Genomic DNA, 17,516 nt, shown 5'->3' on the forward strand with positions numbered 1-17,516 from the left:
CTTCTATATCCCCTCTATTAAAGAGAGTCAATGAATACCCGCCAGGGGTTCCAATACAACAACTCTCTTTATTTATTTAATTTCATAGGTATACTATGCCTAAAGTTTAGGCTAATTGCCTATTAACAGTGATTTTCGAACAGATTAGTTAAAATGATCTGTTTTTAATATAAAGCAAAGTGCACCCAGTACTGCCTTGCTGTAACCTTATGATAATAAACAATGTATTTAAAACTAAACGAAACTTATTTCAGACGCAATCGCAGTCGAGAAAAAGAATTTGGGGATATATTCAACAAAACCTCTCGGGGCTTAAACAGTCTGATGCCCATGATCATCACCATGTTTTTTACACCCGCTTTAATTACTACAACCCTTTTTTCAAAAGAAATCATTCTTATCCTGGCCAATCTGTCCCTTAGTTTAGGATATTTGACTAACTTTGCTTATAGAATTTATAAAAATCAGGTGAGTAAATCCGAATTGTTTGTAAGCTTAATCTCTCTTACAGCATTCCTTACTTTGGCTTATTTTCTATGTCCCCCTGTTGCGACTATATCCTTTATCTCTGCCCTGACGTCTATTAATCTGATGGCTGTAGCGGTGAACCTTTTTTTCTTAATTAAACACGTTATTGTGCCGCCCTGTAAAAAATTCATCGAAAATGTAGCTCAGTTGTTAGGCTTTGATATCGCTGGACGTTATTACTCCAAACCACCCTTAACTCTTGAAAATGACCGCTATATTATCGATCATTTGCTTAAAACCACCTACAAACATGACAGTTACTCACCTGAATTCAATCCAATAGAAATTGATAGTTTTAATAATATGCTCACCAAATTAAGCCAATACATCGATAAATACGATGAATCTCTTCTGGGGTATATTAATAATCAGAACGTCATTGCTGATTTGGAAGATCAAATTGCCAAATTAACCACCCAGGGCAACCCTGATCCTGGTTATACGTTCATTCGTAAAAAAATAGGTTTTAAAACTACAAAAATTCACCTTCTTGAAGAAGCCAGGGATAAAATATTAGCAGAAATAAAATCGCCCAAGGACAACAAGATAATGTACCGATTTTTTAAAGGTATAGTGAGTTCTGAGTTCGTTGAGAATCCACAGCCTTACTTAAACGAAGGAGTAGAATGCCTGCAAAACGAGATTAATAGACAACAGGAAAAAATAAATTCTTTAAACACCTGTTTACCTAATACAGGGTTCTAGAACGATACCTCAATGTTTTAAAAACATCACCAGTTCCTGTTGATTCATGCTGTTTCATTTCACACCACTATTGTTAATTATTGCAAATCTGTTTAGTATCAAAATAGAAGGATGGAACAAATCAATGAAATATTAAACTAAAGGGAGAAATGGAATGGCTCACTTATATTTTTTTGAAAGGACTCAATCTTCACAATCGGATTTTAATTCCAAATTACAAACCGCAATTAATCTCATCAGACAAAACAATTCGCTGGTAGCTCTAAAAGTAATAGAAGTCATCGATTCAGATCAGGTTTCAATACGCTCATTCTTTGATCTGTCCAAAGAACATTGGCGTAGAATGAAACATGATATGAAAAAGGAAGATAACATTAACCTTCCCAATACCTATCCACCATCTGAACACGCAGTAAAAATGATTGAAAAAGAGTTGAATGGAATTATTTATGAGGATCGGTATATTTATATCAGCAGAAAGAGAACTCCAGAACAAATGGCCAGTACTCTGGTTCATGAAATCTGCCATTTTCTCAATGCCCGATTGATGGAGCAAGAAAGACAAACCATTAATTCAAACCTGGTCAGTCATAATGAAGAGGTCAGGTCATTTGCTGCCGAGAAAATGTTTGAACGTGATGGACACTGTTTAAGACGTAGCGATATAAAAGAGTTGCATGAGATGGTCACCGATTTATATCCTGAATTCAATGATACAGGAGATGATGAACCCCAATTAGGTTATATCTTTGCCAGTTATGACAGCCCAATCAATTAACCTCATCGCACGAGTACTCTTTTAAAGGTAAAAGAGTACTTGATGTACCCCTGATAATTTTATACCGAATACATGCCTATCAGTACAAGTTATGCGCCAAATATAAACAACAAGGCAATTTATGATATAATGCGCTTAAAAATAGGATTTAGTTTAACATTAACAATCCGTTAAGGTTGATCTGTTAAAATATAAAATAACGCTACAACTATCGAGTCGAATTATGCCTAAAAAACGCAAGTTAAAGAATCCATTATGCACCCTAAGCAGAACAGAACATGGTTTTGTCATTAATCCCCCTGCTCATAAGGGATTGGTTATTAGTGGTGGTGGAGCTAAAGGACTTGCCTATGCAGGCATGTTTCAAGCTATGCACGACAGAGGCCTTCTTAAACAACTGACTCATGTGAGTGGTGCTTCAGCAGGGGCAATGACTGCAAGTTTTCTCGCGATAGGCATGCATCCTGAAGACATTTTAAAAATTTCTACTCGATTAGACATAACCAAACTTTTAGACAGTAAAGGAATGATGTCTCGGGCTGAAGGTACTCGTGTACGGAATATATTCGAACTTTTTTATATTTTCCAAATCAAACAACATTTAAATGGCATACCCAAACCGCAAACACCTGAAGAAATTCTTCAGTATTCCTTGCTGCAAAATAAAATAAAGCTCTATGAACATGCTTTAAGTATCAAAAATATTAAAATAGAAACTATCGATGACATTCTTCAACTCACAAACTCGAGTAAAAGCCTAAGAGATCTGGACTCGGCGTTTACTCAATTGCCCAAATCCATAACAGACCAGCAAGGAGATGTGATTGAAAATCCAAGAATTACATTCAAAGATTTGTCCCGATTAAGAGCACTTTTACCTGAAGATCAAAAACATTTGATCAAACATTTATCCGTAGTAACAACAAATCAATCCAGAAAAATCATTGAAACCTATAATGAAGACAACGACGCGGACACATCAATTGCCGAAGTTGTGCAACAATCCGGAGCTCATCCGGTTTTATTTAAACCGGCTAAAAATGCAAAAGGTGAACATATTGCTGATGGTGGCATAATTAACAACATGCCGACCAGAGCGCTGGAGAATTCAGGATTAAAACCTGAAGAAATTTTATGTACTAAAGCCGAGTCAGGCAGTAGTTTTGCAGAACGGCTTAATAGAGTGAAACATCACGGATTGGAGGCTGTTTCTGATTTTAATAGTTTTATGGATTCAATAATCAGAGAAATCCTGGGTGGACGTGTTTTTGAGGGGCGTGCAAAAGTACTGAATCGTGAAAAAATATTCTTTCACATGGGGAATATGCTTTATCTCAACACGGGCAAAATTACTACCATTACAACGTCTCCCACGCAACAACAAAGAGATCAGGCTATTGAGACTGCATACCAACAAACCCTTGAGTTTATCGACGGTCAGACTAAAACCTTCGATAGCGCTTTAATTGCGATGCTCTATCTAGGTATTGAAAATCTGGATCAGACTTTGATTAATAAAGATACTGATAATGAGCTCTTTATGGCAGCGGTTCTGGCCAAAAAAATATTTTTATTACAAACCGAAGCGGTTAAAGACTTAACTAGAAACCATGATGAAAGTGCAATAGAGTATATTACACAGATCGAAGAGGTTTTAAAGACAGAGTCAGAGTTGAGTGAAGCGCAACAGGATCATGCCATGTCTCTATGTCTTAAACAAATCAATTATTTTAGCGAAGGCAAACTTGAGCACTATATTCTTAACAAGATAAAAGAAGAACAAGGCCCGAAAGTTAACTGGTTCATCCATTTATTAGAGTTGCTATGGAAACCTATTGAATGGATACTTTCGCTATGTACCAATACGAATGTTCAGACTATTGAAAGAATACCCGTTGATCCTCCAGTATCTACTCCACTAAGAATACTGAGTTTTCTTTCTTATAAAGAACCCAGACAATCAGATGGTGTGCTGGATGAGTTAATTGATAGCGATGACGAATCACATGTTATTGGACAACCCGATTAACTCTTTGCCTCTACGATCCAATTTTAATGAGCTTCAGCAATCAATGAATGTCCTGATTGATTGCTGAAGCATAAAACCTACTTTAATTTTTAATATCAACCATCTGATTTATTAATAATTTTAGATTATTTTTAGCGCATAAAGAACAAACCAAAATTATAATGAAAATTGTTTACTCATAAAACGAACTAAAAAAGATCAAATCTTTAAAATAGTTGCGAATAACATTGAGTAAATGTTATGTTGAATAAAAGGGATTTAGAAGTGGAGTTGATAATGGAATCAATGATTGATTTAGTTGGCTATGTTGCTTCTTCTTTAGTGTTCGCTACGTTTTATGTCAAAAGGATTTTGACTTTACGGCTCATCGCAATCTGTAGCAATATTGCATTCATATTGTACGCATTTGAGTGCCATTTACACCCTATTTTCATCCTGCATTCATTATTATTACCTCTGAATATCTATCGAATTTCAGAATTGATCCGCACAGAATACGGGTACTCGCTGTTTCGACGAATTGATATGAAAGCAATGAGATAATAACGCTTCTTTTCAATTAACTATTAACGAATCAGGTATAAAAAATGATGTATTGGAAACTTAGTGTCAGTCTCACCTTATTGGGTTTTTCAGCTCTGTTACGAGCTGAAATTTATCAACCGCAATGTCCTGAAGTGATAAAGACAAGTGAACAAATTAAAGAAATCCCCAAAGGATGGGAAACCATCAGAGGAACTGAACATAATTACCTGAGCAGCATCTCTTTTTATTCAGATCATCCGGATAAAATGGCCAGTTTAAAACCCGATTTTGCTAATCAGAAAAAAGCAAAATGGGAATTTTCACCTCAGGAGCTGATTTATCTGGTTTGCCATTACAATCAGAGTGGCATTGAACTGACTCAGCCTTTACCTATAAAAACCATAAAATGTACTGTTACCTATAATCAAAATTTAATGGGAGACCGTGGTTTTCTTCCAAAGAACATTGAATGTACAAAGCAGAGCTAAGCGTTTGTATCAGGGGAAATTGACCACCTTCCCAGATACGAAGCGATTTATGGATAATATTTTTGCCTTTTTAGCGTGTACGATTTATAGTATCTGACAATTTATGACCAAATCTAGCCTCTCTTAAAAAGGATTCGTCAATGGATACTCAAACAGTACAAGACAAATTGGACCGACACCTGAACTTTTTAGCTCAGGACCAGGAAAATCTGGCATTATTAATTGAAATTAGCGATATGTATATCGAACTGGACGATATGGATTCCGCACATCACTATCTGGAAAAAGCCAATCTGATTGATCGTGAAGCCTGTTTGGGGCATCAGGGTTTACTCCATTTAAATCAAGGACAATTGTCACAGGCTAAAGAATGTTTTATAGAAGCCTTAACTCATATGGATACACCTGCTCTTCGCTATAATCTTGGCTTTACTCATTTTATTACCCACGATCTGGATAATGCATGGGACATATTATCACCTATACTGGAAGGCGAACATTACCCTGAAGCAGAATTGTTAATGGCACGCATTCTTCACAGACAAGACTCACTGGAAGAATCCATCAGTCTCGTTGAGCATGTTCTGGAACATAATCCTGAGGATGAAGAAGCCCTGGGCTTGCTGTCGCTCCTCTATTTTGATCTGAATGAAGAGGAACCGGCATTACAAGCATGCACTCAGGCTCTGCAACTGAATCCTGATAACTATGATGCAAAGCTTGTGCATATTATGCTTCGTCTCATGAATCAGGAAACCAGTGTTGAAGAAATTGAAGAATTATTACAGATTAGCCCTCAAGACAGTCGATTATGGTTCGCCTTGGGTAATACCTATATGGTTCAGGGTGATATGGAAGCTGCAGAGCACACATTAAGAAAAGCAATTGAAATTTATCCCGACTTCTATGATTGTCATATTGCTTTGGCATGGTGCCAACTTCTTAATGATCGAATCAATGAAGCTCATGAAACCTATCAGAATGCAGCTGAACTTGTCGAGGAACTGGCTGATGCCTGGGGTGGCCTTGCGTTGATTCATGCTCTTACAGAAGATTTCCCACAGGCTGAACTATTGATCAATAAAGCAAATGAGTTAAACCCCAATTGCTTTTTAACTGAACTTGCTGAATCAATTTATTTTAATCATAAAAATCCGCAAAAAGCCAAAGATCATTTACTGCATGCATTGAAAAACAGCGAAGTGCCAATCAGTGAAAAGCTGGCCGTAATTCTTGAATACACGCAAAACGCTCAACAAGTGCATTAATTAGGACTGATTGAATTGAACAGTATCTTTGTTCCAAACACTAGCAAACCGCTAGTGTTTGGAAACCATCATTCATGCTCATCTTTAGCACGACAATAAGTCTCATCAATCAACAACAGAGTAACCAATGATAAAGCCAACGATATGGGTAATATCACCAAGGCTGAATAATAACCATGTAAAGTAAAATAGTGCGTACCATTCACCACAGTACCATCCCAGCTCCAATCAAGAAGCACCCCGACTACAGGCTCAAATAATGCTTCAAATACTGAGTTAAAGGTATTCATTATACCTAAAACTGTAGCAACCAGTATTAAGGGAAATAATTCCCGGATCATGGCAAAACTGGTAAAAAATCCACTGGCACAAAAGCCAAAGAAAAACAAAAGGATACTTAAAGTGGTTATATACAAGGCTGGACTGTACAGAACAACCAAAAGGCTCAATAATGCCAATCCAGTCCCAATAAACAAGACGGGTTTTCTGCGATGAATACAGTCAGATAACCATCCCCAGAACGGCGCGCCAGCTGCAAAACCGATAAAAATAAACGAAATGGCAAGAGCCGCATCAGTTCTTGAAAGCTGATAAGCCTTTTCCAGGAAAGGTACTCCCCATAATCCGCCAAATACTGAAACAGGAGCAAATGCTAATCCACTGTATAATGAAAGTGCCCATGCTTGTCTGTTTGTAATGATTCGACGTAAAAGGTGACTTACTTTTTCCTGATTTTTTACTGAGTGTTGCTGTTTGGATGGCTTATCCCTCAAAACCAGAAAATAAACTATTCCAAGGAGAATTCCCAAAACACTGACTACCTTAAGCGCCGGGCGCCATCCTATATTCTGAACCAACAAGGACAAAGGCATTTGACCACCAACAGCACCTAACATGGCTGCCGTCATAAACATACCTGAAACCAAAGCGAATCGCTTGGGGGTAAACCATAAAGCGGCTATTTTAAAACAGGAAACCGCTGCAAAGGCTGCGCCAGCTCCCATCAATGCTCTGCTTATACAGGCTAACCAGAGGGAGTCAGTCTGTGAGAAGATGTAGGTACTGATGCTGCATAGAAATATTGCTGCAGTGGTCAGTAATCGAGGACTGTATCGATCCAGCATCACCCCTACCGGAATCTGCATTACCAGATAGGAGTAGAAATAAAATGCCGAGAGATTACCAAGTCCAGCTGCATTGACTTGAAATGCTTTCATTAAATCTCCAGTCATCACACTGGGAGATACCTGAAGTAAATACTTATAAAAGAAGAAACTTGCAGCAATAGTCCAGATTATCCAGGGGTAAACTTTCGCAAGCCAATGATGTTTACTTTGAAACGTGTTCACTATAATAACTCCTGACTCTGATTTTACAGATTTGGGCAATTTCACCAGTTTTAATTAATGCTGGCACACAAATGAACTCCGAATTAAAGAAATAAATTCTGTTTAGAATAAATTCAAATCTTTTATAAAGAGCTTTTTATTATCTGCCTGGACCCTCGCTCTGAGGCGGGGCAGATAGTTTAGGAGATAAGCCGACTCAGAGCTGAGAAATGGGTAAAGCTGACCACCACCACAACGACAAGTGATATAAGATTGAACGAATAATACGACATCCCCGCAGTCATACTGCAGTTTCCCTGGTATCTGGAACTATCTCGTGTTGGGAGTCGATTAGAGTTCATAGTTAAAAATGTGTTCAATTACAACCAAGCTTATATGCTAACTTTTTAGGCAATATTTTGTCAATATATCCATTAAAATTAATCACAGGATTCAAGGCTTATCTCAGCAACCCATAAAACTTTAGATTATACTTATTACTATGTGTATGGCTTTCGTTTAATTCTTTAACTAAATATTAATTTTATAGTGAATCGCATTCAGGGAATAAACTCTAATTTCTGATCACATATATCAGGGCTAGTACAATGGAATATCAAACTAGAATGATTCGATTTCAAATAGTGTTTATAATAATTATAACCCCTGTTGCGCTTTACCTGGACGGTGAAGCGTTTAATAGCATCTTTCCATACGGCCAATGGATCGTTAATTTCTGTGTTATTTGCTCATTCTTCTGGTTTTATCGAGTTGCTAATAAACAGTTACAAAGCATGATGTTACTGATGGTCTTAATATCCAGTTTTGGCGAGGTCATCGCCTCCCTCATTTTTAGATTTTATGTCTATCGTCTTGATAATATTCCACTTTATGTACCTTTCGGGCACGCTCTTGTTTTCGCAACTTCCTACTATATATATCAACAAACGTTCCTCCAGAAACATGCCCCAGGTATGGATCGCCTGCTGTTTACTTTAACAATACTCATCAGTGTTTTATCGTTCATCATTCTACAGGATACCCTGGGAGTCATATGCTTTGTAATTTTTTGTTTATTACGAAAAAATAATAAATTATTTTATTCATGTATGTTTTTTATGGTTTTATATTTGGAACTGCTTGGAACACACATGCAAACATGGACTTGGTATGGAAAGTTAAATATTCATCCAGATTGGGTTAATTGCGCTAACCCTCCCAGCGCCATTGGTGGGTTATACATGATACTTGACGCTTTAGTCGCTCTTTGTTATCTCCAATTAAATACCAAAAATGCAGTGACCATTGAGAATGACAAGGAATAATAATGTTCTGAGAATGAACATTAGCGTTGAGTGAATTTGGCTTTTTGATCGCTATCAATTTATTATTTGACTTCTATGAACTCAAATCATACAATGAGTTTCTCTTTTTTACTATGGTGATCCTGATGTTTGAATTATTTTATAATGCTGCATTAAACGCTAAGAGTCCTGAAGAATTAAGTAAGAACATTTTTTTAATCGGTTTGGATGCCATAGACCCCACCCCCCCTTTCCTCACAGTCGCGGCCAAACTAGCTGCAAAAAATAAAACACAAGCTGTTGAGCTCATGCGCCAATCTGGGGCTAATATACATTCAATCGCATCCGGATTTGCCATTGCAGGAAATGATGACCTCGTAAATCATTATCAAAATGAATACAACGCAGACAAGGACTACATTGCTTATGGTTATGCCTTTGCAGGTAATTATAAAAAAGTCGATGAATATTTAACCCTGTATGGCGCAAGTATTCATTTCGTGTTACAAGGCTTTGCTTTAGCAAATAATCATGAAAAAGTGAATGAGTATTTAGCCAATTATCGTCCCGACATTCTACAAAAAAACGTTGTATACGAAAGCCCCGAAGAAAAAAAGAGTCAGCTGGAATATCGTCGGGCAGTGTACCAAAGTCTGGTGACCAGCATTGCTGAATCCTATGCTTTAACCGGTAATCTCGATAAAGTCGAGGAGTTTCATTCCAAAGGCGCATCGATTGATAATATTGCCAGAGCATTTGCCTTTACAGGTAATCATGCAAAAGTTGAAGAATACAGAACAAAATATGACGCCAATATTTTTAATATCACACTGGGATATAAAGCGATGGGAAGAAGTACCCCATCATTTTATCGCGCTTTAATTGCCATGAACGATCAAGGTGAAGCCGGTCAAATCGTAATAGACTCCATGATACGCTTAAAAAAAGGTCAGGATCAATTTTGGAATCCGTACTGGATGAATAGCGGTGAAAAATTAAAAGAAATCATTAATGCCATTGACACCCTACCCCAGGATGCGAGCCTAAGTGATGCGTTAAAGGATGAAAACTCCACAATTTATAAAGCATTGAATATGCATCGAATAACCCCACTTACCTTTTTAGGTCGCTTGGGATTTTATCATACCAAATCAGTTCAGACTGCAGGCGAAGAGATAACCAAAACGATGTCTCCTCAAATAATACAAAATACTCCCTAGTCCGGACTAATATAAAGTTCAGGAATGATATAAGGATATGTTGATCGCTTCGATTTCTACGTCCCGCGACGTGTTTACGGGACGTAGAAAATGAGCTATTGTTTACCGCTACTGAAATGAAGTATATCGTTTTGAACTATCATCCTTAGGTTCATGTTCATCATGTAAACTAACATATCCACTAAATTCTGCAGTTCGAGTTGCCTCAATCGCATTGGGTACTACTTGTCTCTTGAGATCAAATCCGTTATCACTTAATAATGAGAAGAGCTTATCGGCGCTTTTCTCTGGAAACTGGTGTTTGAATGCGTGTGTCGATTTTGTTGAAAATTCAACGGCCTGATCTCTATCTGCAGGTCCAAATTTCCATTCTCCTTCCACAAATCCAATTCGTTTACTCACGTACCGTGTATTTTCTGCATCATAATAAGATAGGGTTAGTAATCCAGGGACAGAGCTCTCTCTAAGTAGCCATACAGATTTTGTTGGTAAATAACTAGCTCCCTTGAGCTGAAGCTTAAAAACCCCCATTGTATTGTCTATCTCGCTGGAAAATATAACCGGCGGGTTCTCTGGTGTTATGTCCACTGTGCTCTCCTTTACAACTAATCTATTATCGTTACATTGTATTTGCGAAAACACCAAAATAATAAAACAGAACTATAAAATCCGTAGTTATTAATGTATATACGCAAAAACAAATCCAAACTGTTTAATTATAGCACCGATTGGGGCTTTGATATTATCAATTTAAATAAAAATAAACAAATACATCAATATCACAATCGCCTATCATTCAATTAGAACCAGACATAAAGAATAGTATTGAACTCAATTCAGTGTTAGATTAATTTCAAACATAAAATAAATCATGAGTTACTGTTATGAAGAAGGACGTTCTGAAAATAATATCCAATAAATTATTCATGTTGTTCTCTACAAGCCTGCTCCTGATAAGCACAAACAGTTCTGCCTTACCTTTTGAGATCACCCCCAAAATAGGTACTCAGCTTCCTACTGTAGTAAAATCAGGAAAAAAAGTCACTGCCTATTATACAGTGACCAATAATACCCTTGCTGCAAGAAATAATAACTTTGTGAAATACTTACCACCCAATGTGACTCAGATCACCAGTGGAGGTACCTATCCTGACACGTGCGGCAGCGTGTTTAATCTTTCAGGAAAAGGGCAGGCTGGAAGCAGCTGCACTTTGCAACTTACAATTTCAGGAGCAGTGAATAGTACTGATCCGGATCCCCATCACCATCTGTTTGTCTGTTTTCCAGGAGGAATCACCTGTGCTGGAACCCAATATTCATTAAATGTTGCTCTGGACTTATCTCCTTTGAAAACAGCTTATGTCACCAATTTTAATGATGGTTCGGTTTCTCGATGTCCTATTCAATCGGACGGCACATTTAGCAGATGTACCATTGCAGGATCTGGATTGGGTCAACCTGTAGGAATCAGCTTCAGCAAGGATTTTAGCTATGTCTATATTACGGTGCCAACTTTCAGTGCTGTTCTCTTCTGTCCTATTAATAATGATGGTACGTTCGGAATGTGTAATCTGGCAGGAGGAGCATTCATCGCTCCATCAGGAATAGTGGTTAATCCTGCAGGCAACCTCGTTTATATTACCGATGTAGCAAATGCTTCAGTCTCCTATTGCACTCTAGCAGCTAATGGAGCAATTTCATCGTGTACGGGAACAGGCCAGGTATTTGGGACACCATTAGGCATCACAATAAATACCCCAGGAACATACTCCTATATTGCTGATCCTTCAACGGGTCAAGTCTCGTCCTGCCAAATCCAGGCTAATGGAAATTTAATAAATTGCACAGCGAATGCAGATCCTGCAATTACTCTTCCCTATGCTGTGGCCATTAATCCCCAAAATACGCTTGCCTATATAGTCAATGCAGATAACTCGGTTGCTTATTGTGCAATCAATACAAATGGTACTTTAGCTACGTGTACTGTCACAGGTAATGATTTTAATTTCCCAGTAGGAATTGCATTAAACCCTGAAGGCACTTCTGCCTATATAACTAATGAAAATGGTAATACGGTTTCAGCTTGTCCCATAAAAAGTGATGGCAGCTTTGGTACCTGCATCACGACAGGAAATAATTTTATTAATCCAAGTGGAATAGCGATGTATTAAATAGTATGCAATTAAAGTCGCTGATTTATTGAACAGGATTTATGGAACTATCCGATGACTTAACCAGCTCGTGAAATCCATGGTTAAGTCACATTCTGTGTGTATTCGGCTGAACTATAAAATATCTAAGGAACAATAAAACATGGAGTCCGTGATTACTGAAGAAAATAAATCCAAAACGCCTCTCTGGACTTTGTTTCTGGTGACTATCTCTGTGGGAGTCGCATCAGGAATATTAGGTATGACCTTGGCCTTATTGCTTCATTACATTCAGCATATCGCTTATGGATACAGTCCCTTACATATCATCAGTAATGAAAGTTTTTTAGAGGGTGTTCGTGCTTCCTCTTCAGAACGACGAGTAACGATACTGATACTGTGTGGCCTCATCGCCGGATTGGGATGGGCAGCAGTGTATCAATTGGGAAAACCCTTGGTCAGCATCGCAGAAGCAATAAAAACAAATAAAACCATGCCCATGCTCAGCACTACATTTCATGCCTTACTCCAGATAATCACTATCGCTCTGGGTTCTCCTTTAGGTAGAGAGGTTGCTCCCAGAGAAGCAAGCGCCGTTTTTGCGACCTGGATATCGTCCAAAGCCGGTTTAAGCATCAAAGAAACAAAAATCATGCTGGCTTGCGGCGCGGGAGCGGGCTTGGCAGCGGTCTATAATGTCCCTTTGGGTGGTGCTGTATTTGTTCTTGAGGTATTGCTGTGCACACTAAATTGGTCAATTGTTCTTCCCGCTCTTACAACTTCAGCAATCGCGGTGGTTGTATCCTGGTGGGGATTAGGCAATGAACCACTCTATCACATCCCTGATTTGACGATTAGTTACTCATTAGTCATCTGGTCTATAGGAACAGGCCCTTTTTTTGGCATGGCAGCCTTCTGGTTTATCTACGTTGCGACGATACAACGAAGTAAATCGCAGCGTAACTGGATGATGATTGTTACCTGTCTGATTAATTTTACACTTATTGGCGCGCTATCAATATATTTCCCTGAACTGCTAGGTAATGGAAAAAGTCCAGCTCAACTGGAGTTTTCCAGCCAAGTGGGGATAGGTCTAAGCGCAGCGCTACTCATGTTAAGAAGCCTGATCGTTTGGTCCAGTCTAAGGGTCGGCGCCCAGGGAGGACTGTTAACGCCTTCTCTTGCCAATGGAGCCTTACTTGGAGCAATACTGGGTGGAGTCTGGAATATGATTTGGCCAACCGCTTCTTTTGAAGCCTTTGCACTGGTAGGTGCTGCAGCATTCCTTGGGGCTGCTCAAAAAATGCCGGTTACAGCAATAGTCCTGATTTTTGAGTTAACACGTATCGATTTAAGTTTACTTATTCCCATATTGTTTGCAGTAGCAGGTTCTGTAGCCATGTTTCATTGGTGTAAAAACTATTTTATTAATGATCCCGATTAAATAATTAATTATCAAGCCCTATAAACAATATGCCGATATACATGTTGTTCTATACTTAAAACTCAGACTTCTTGATGTTTCACTATCACAAAGGACAGTGAGGTTATATGAAAATAGCAATTATTGGCTCAGGCAGTGTTGGGAAAGCCTGTGCAATGGCAACGATAATGAGAGGATGTGCCAGGGAAATTGTTTTAATTGATAAAAATACCAATCTGGCTAAGGCTGTTGCCACAGACATGCAATATGGTTCACAACTATCCCCAGAGACTCATATCTACTCTGGTGATTATTCTGACCTGCACCAATCAGTTTTGGTCATGGTTACAGCAGGTGTCAATGAAAAAACAGGTGGCGCTACTGATCGTACTGATCCTGCCGGCAGACTCAAATTACTTCATACCAATGCCGAAATTTTTAAAGACATCATTCCCCAGATAGTAAAGGCAGCTCCAAAAGCGGTTATTCTGATTGTCAGTGATCCACCCGACCCTCTTGCAGATATTGCTCGCCAACTGGCAGGACATGACAGAGTGCTCAGTGCTGGAACTTATCTTGACACCTTGCGTTTCAGATACCATTTAGCCAGGCACTTCCAATTAAACCCCAGGGATGTAGATGCCCAGGTTATAGGAGAACATGGAACGTCCTCAGTATTTTTATGGTCTACTGTCTTTATAGGTGGAAAACCACTAAATGACTGGTTAACCGGTGACAAACAGCAGTTCAAACACGATATTGAGCAGGAAGTAAAATTTGCCAATATCACCATTATCGAAGGAAATAATGCCAGTCAATACGGTATAGGCATGGTCTGCGCACGAATTGCTGAAATTGTCATTCGTAATGAAGAATCGGTTATACCTATAGGATCGTATCATGCGGATTATGGTGTAACATTTTCCTTACCCAGTATTTTAAATTCCCAAGGGATTCGACAAGTACTCATTCCTTCTATGTCTGATGAAGAAAAACAGGCGTTACAACACTGTGCGAAAGTATTAAAAAATTCTCTGAATAATTAGGGTGTGTTAACAATTCACCTAATGCTTGCGTGCCGCGGCTTGTCCGCGGCATCCAGAAGAGGGTCAAATTAAAAGTCATTCTATTCTAAAAATCACTGATTCAGGATTGAATATTTAATAAAGCATTTAATTCAATTTTATTGTACACAATATCCGCCAGAGTAAATTGATTCAAAACAGCCATAAATGCGTTCCGAGCTTCATAAAGAATATTTTTAAGCTTGCATACAGGCGCAATACAGCAATTTGCTTTTTCTTTATTAAAGCAAGGAACCAAATCAAAATTAGATTCCAGTTTTAATATTAAAGCTCCCAGGTTAATCTCCATCGGATCTACCGCCATGGTAATTCCCCCATTTTTACCCCGAGTAGTTTTAATCAGTCCCATTTTGGCTAAATTATGGATTATCTTAATCATGTGATTGGCTGAGATAGTATAAGCCTCCGTAATATCTTTAATAGTACACATGTCTTTCTTTAGGGAAATATAAATCAAAGCCCGTAAAGAGAAATCAGTAAATTGCGTTAATTGCATAGATAAATTCCCATAATTATTTATTGACTCCCAATCGTTCTTTTTATAAGATGCATTTAATATACATCTTTAACTTATGGAGTTTAGATTATGCCTTCATCACTATATGAACGTCTAGGTGGCCAAGCTGCAGTCAATACCGCTGTAGATATTTTCTACCGAAAAGTACTCACTGATCAACGCGTCAATCATTTTTTTGACGGCGTTGATATGGAACAACAAATTAACAAACAAAAAGGCTTTTTGACTATGGTATTTGGTGGTCCGAATCATTATACCGGAAAAGGAATGAGAGAAGGTCACCGTCATTTGGTTCAAAAAGGATTAAACGACACGCATGTAGATGCCATTATCGAGTTATTAGGGGCTACCCTTGCAGAACTTGGAGTCAGTGAAAACGACATTCAGGAGGTCGCAGCAATTGCAAACAGCGTTCGCTCTGATGTACTGGATCGTTAGATATGAATACAATAACGTTTAAAAATCAACTCTATTCACTTAGCTCTGAAGAGAACATTTTAAGTTGTCTTGTACGTCACGGTGTTCAGTACCCTAATTCATGTCAGGCAGGAATTTGTCAATCCTGTATGATTAAGGCTACGGATGGAGCAATTAACCCATCCTGGCAGATTGGATTACCGGACACCCTGAAGAAACAAGGATATTTTCTTGCTTGCCTTGCAAAACCTGAGTCAGATATAAAGCTTGTATCACCTGATGTATCTGAGTGTGATGTAGGAGCCGTCATTATTGGCATTGAACGGCTCAACTATAATGTGTTACAGATTAAGCTTCGAGTTGATAATCCTGGTGATTGGCTCCCGGGCCAATATCTAAATTTAACGAATCCTGAAGAAATTACTCGAAGTTATTCCATTGCAAACATCCCCGATCAAGAGGGTTATATTGAACTGCATATCAAGATAGTTCCGAATGGCAGTATGAGTCAATGGCTGCAAGACACGGCGCAAGCAGGTACCTCAGTAACGCTTAGAGGCCCTTTTGGAACATGCTATTACTACAATCCGGATAAATTATCATTTAATATGGTGTTGGTCGGCACAGGAACAGGATTAGCACCGCTAGTCGGCATTATTAAAAGTGCACTTAGCCAAGAGCATAATGGCAGTATTACTTTAGTACATGGCGGGCTTACTGATAAAGACATTTATTACAGCGATGAACTCGAAACTCTGGCCGCAGTATTTAAGAATGTCCATTATAGACCCTGTGTTCTTCAAAGTCAGGGTCGTTATACTGAGTCATCAATTGAGCAACAGGTATTAACCTGTCTCAATAATCCTGATGAATTACGTGCCTATATCTGCGGACCTAAAGACACAACCAATAAACTCAAAACGACGATTTTTCTTGCCGGAGTACCTTCAAAATTTATTTTTAGCGATGGGTTTCTTTAAGAATATTCACTGGGTAGCGTCATCATGTTGGATGACTAAATCCAGTAATGAAACCAGCAAATAATGTGCAAATAATAAACAATTTACTGCTATAATTATAATATGTGATTCAGAAATGGAATTTCCCCATGCCTAAAGACAACGCTCCTGAAAAGCCTGTGACGCCGAAAAAAGAACTGTACTGTACGATCTCGGAGCACAGTATCAATGCAATGAAATTACGAAAAATGGGCGATCCCCATTCAAATTATCTTGATGAAATTGAGTTAATAGCCAATTCCTGTGCCTGTCTCTTAAAAGCACATGCTGAAAAACTTCAATCCGTCATTGCTCATATAGAAATGTCCTTGCATGAACATTACAAAGAAGAACTAAAGAAATTGGATGGTGAAATCGTTACTCTGTTTAACAGAAGAAAAAGAGCACAGCCCAGTACTCCCTATGGTGAAAAAGAAATTGTTGATTTAACGGTACAAATCAATAATCTGGAACGACGCAAATCGGTATCCATTGCCGATTATATTGAAGCAATCGTTTGCGATACCTTAAATCAAACCATTAAGAACCATGGTGCAGAATTGTTGCATCATTTTAATCCTGAGGAATATGAGTATCATGGGGAAATTTCATTTATCAGATCATCAGACCTCTAGCTCTGATATAAAACCATACCCCAATTATTGGTCAGCTCAATCCGTTTCAGCCCCTTCAATTTGGCTTTTATAATAAGTGTCTTATCCATGCCCTGCCTCTATAAAGCTTTTACGTAAC

Annotated in this window: 16 protein-coding genes; 13 read left to right on the forward strand and 3 right to left on the reverse strand. The window is 38.4% G+C overall.

The window, feature by feature from the left end; all coding sequences use genetic code 11:
• The first annotated feature begins 222 nt into the window (after positions 1 to 222).
• The 5 genes from Lqua_RS07910 to Lqua_RS07935 all read left to right on the forward strand — a co-directional run bounded on the left by Lqua_RS07910 (position 223) and on the right by Lqua_RS07935 (position 6,321).
• Positions 223 to 1,233, forward strand: coding sequence for a hypothetical protein (locus tag Lqua_RS07910; RefSeq protein WP_058473719.1), 1,011 nt, complete (start codon positions 223 to 225; stop codon positions 1,231 to 1,233).
• Positions 1,234 to 1,387: 154 nt separating this feature from the next.
• Positions 1,388 to 2,011 carry an ImmA/IrrE family metallo-endopeptidase gene (locus Lqua_RS07915; RefSeq protein ID WP_058473720.1) on the forward strand — a complete coding sequence of 208 codons (624 nt, stop codon included), beginning with the start codon at positions 1,388 to 1,390 and terminating at the stop codon, positions 2,009 to 2,011.
• A 223-nt stretch (positions 2,012 to 2,234) separates the two neighbouring features.
• Positions 2,235 to 4,040, forward strand: coding sequence for a patatin-like phospholipase family protein (locus Lqua_RS07920; protein ID WP_058473721.1), 1,806 nt, complete (start codon positions 2,235 to 2,237; stop codon positions 4,038 to 4,040).
• Positions 4,041 to 4,627: 587 nt separating this feature from the next.
• A complete protein-coding gene (locus Lqua_RS07930; RefSeq protein WP_058473722.1) occupies positions 4,628 to 5,053 on the forward strand; it encodes an STY0301 family protein in 426 nt (141 codons plus the stop codon).
• Between the two features lie 140 nt (positions 5,054 to 5,193).
• Positions 5,194 to 6,321, forward strand: a complete 1,128-nt coding sequence (locus tag Lqua_RS07935; RefSeq protein WP_058473723.1) for a tetratricopeptide repeat protein — start codon at positions 5,194 to 5,196, stop codon at positions 6,319 to 6,321.
• A 68-nt stretch (positions 6,322 to 6,389) separates the two neighbouring features.
• On the opposite strand, the gene Lqua_RS07940 is transcribed toward Lqua_RS07935, so the two are convergent.
• Positions 6,390 to 7,670 (reverse strand): MFS transporter, encoded by a 1,281-nt coding sequence (locus tag Lqua_RS07940; protein WP_058473724.1) that lies wholly within the window; start codon positions 7,668 to 7,670, stop codon positions 6,390 to 6,392.
• A gap of 587 nt (positions 7,671 to 8,257) precedes the next feature.
• Here Lqua_RS07940 and Lqua_RS07945 point away from each other — a divergent pair.
• Positions 8,258 to 8,974 (forward strand): hypothetical protein, encoded by a 717-nt coding sequence (locus tag Lqua_RS07945; protein ID WP_133141043.1) that lies wholly within the window; start codon positions 8,258 to 8,260, stop codon positions 8,972 to 8,974.
• A gap of 125 nt (positions 8,975 to 9,099) precedes the next feature.
• On the forward strand, positions 9,100 to 10,173 hold the full coding sequence (locus tag Lqua_RS07950) for a hypothetical protein (RefSeq protein WP_058473726.1): 1,074 nt from the start codon (positions 9,100 to 9,102) through the stop codon (positions 10,171 to 10,173).
• Positions 10,174 to 10,281: 108 nt separating this feature from the next.
• Here Lqua_RS07950 and Lqua_RS07955 read toward each other — a convergent pair whose 3' ends face one another.
• Complete coding sequence (locus Lqua_RS07955; RefSeq protein ID WP_058473727.1) at positions 10,282 to 10,761, reverse strand: hypothetical protein; 480 nt, start codon at positions 10,759 to 10,761, stop codon at positions 10,282 to 10,284.
• Between the two features lie 296 nt (positions 10,762 to 11,057).
• Here Lqua_RS07955 and Lqua_RS07960 point away from each other — a divergent pair, with 296 nt between their 5' ends.
• From Lqua_RS07960 to Lqua_RS07970, 3 genes are all read left to right on the forward strand, one after another.
• Complete coding sequence (locus Lqua_RS07960) at positions 11,058 to 12,344, forward strand: NHL repeat-containing protein (RefSeq protein ID WP_058473728.1); 1,287 nt, start codon at positions 11,058 to 11,060, stop codon at positions 12,342 to 12,344.
• A 142-nt stretch (positions 12,345 to 12,486) separates the two neighbouring features.
• The gene (locus tag Lqua_RS07965) at positions 12,487 to 13,767 is read left to right on the forward strand and encodes a chloride channel protein (RefSeq protein WP_083501287.1); all 1,281 of its coding nucleotides are present in this window, start codon (positions 12,487 to 12,489) and stop codon (positions 13,765 to 13,767) included.
• Positions 13,768 to 13,874: 107 nt separating this feature from the next.
• Positions 13,875 to 14,792, forward strand: coding sequence for a lactate/malate family dehydrogenase (locus Lqua_RS07970; protein WP_058473729.1), 918 nt, complete (start codon positions 13,875 to 13,877; stop codon positions 14,790 to 14,792).
• 100 nt (positions 14,793 to 14,892) lie between these two features.
• On the opposite strand, the gene Lqua_RS07975 is transcribed toward Lqua_RS07970, so the two are convergent.
• Positions 14,893 to 15,327 (reverse strand): Rrf2 family transcriptional regulator, encoded by a 435-nt coding sequence (locus Lqua_RS07975; RefSeq protein WP_058473730.1) that lies wholly within the window; start codon positions 15,325 to 15,327, stop codon positions 14,893 to 14,895.
• 90 nt (positions 15,328 to 15,417) lie between these two features.
• On the opposite strand from Lqua_RS07975, the gene Lqua_RS07980 reads away from it, so the two are divergent.
• The 3 genes from Lqua_RS07980 (at position 15,418) to Lqua_RS07990 (ending at position 17,398) form a co-directional block, all read left to right on the forward strand.
• Positions 15,418 to 15,786, forward strand: coding sequence for a group I truncated hemoglobin (locus Lqua_RS07980; protein ID WP_058473731.1), 369 nt, complete (start codon positions 15,418 to 15,420; stop codon positions 15,784 to 15,786).
• Positions 15,787 to 15,788: 2 nt separating this feature from the next.
• Positions 15,789 to 16,745: an FAD-binding oxidoreductase gene (locus Lqua_RS07985; protein ID WP_058473732.1), complete on the forward strand. Its 957-nt coding sequence runs from the start codon at positions 15,789 to 15,791 to the stop codon at positions 16,743 to 16,745.
• A gap of 128 nt (positions 16,746 to 16,873) precedes the next feature.
• The gene (locus Lqua_RS07990; protein ID WP_058473733.1) at positions 16,874 to 17,398 is read left to right on the forward strand and encodes a hypothetical protein; all 525 of its coding nucleotides are present in this window, start codon (positions 16,874 to 16,876) and stop codon (positions 17,396 to 17,398) included.
• The last annotated feature ends 118 nt before the right edge of the window (positions 17,399 to 17,516 follow it).

This window comes from Legionella quateirensis (assembly GCF_001467955.1).
Lineage (GTDB): Bacteria > Pseudomonadota > Gammaproteobacteria > Legionellales > Legionellaceae > Legionella > Legionella quateirensis.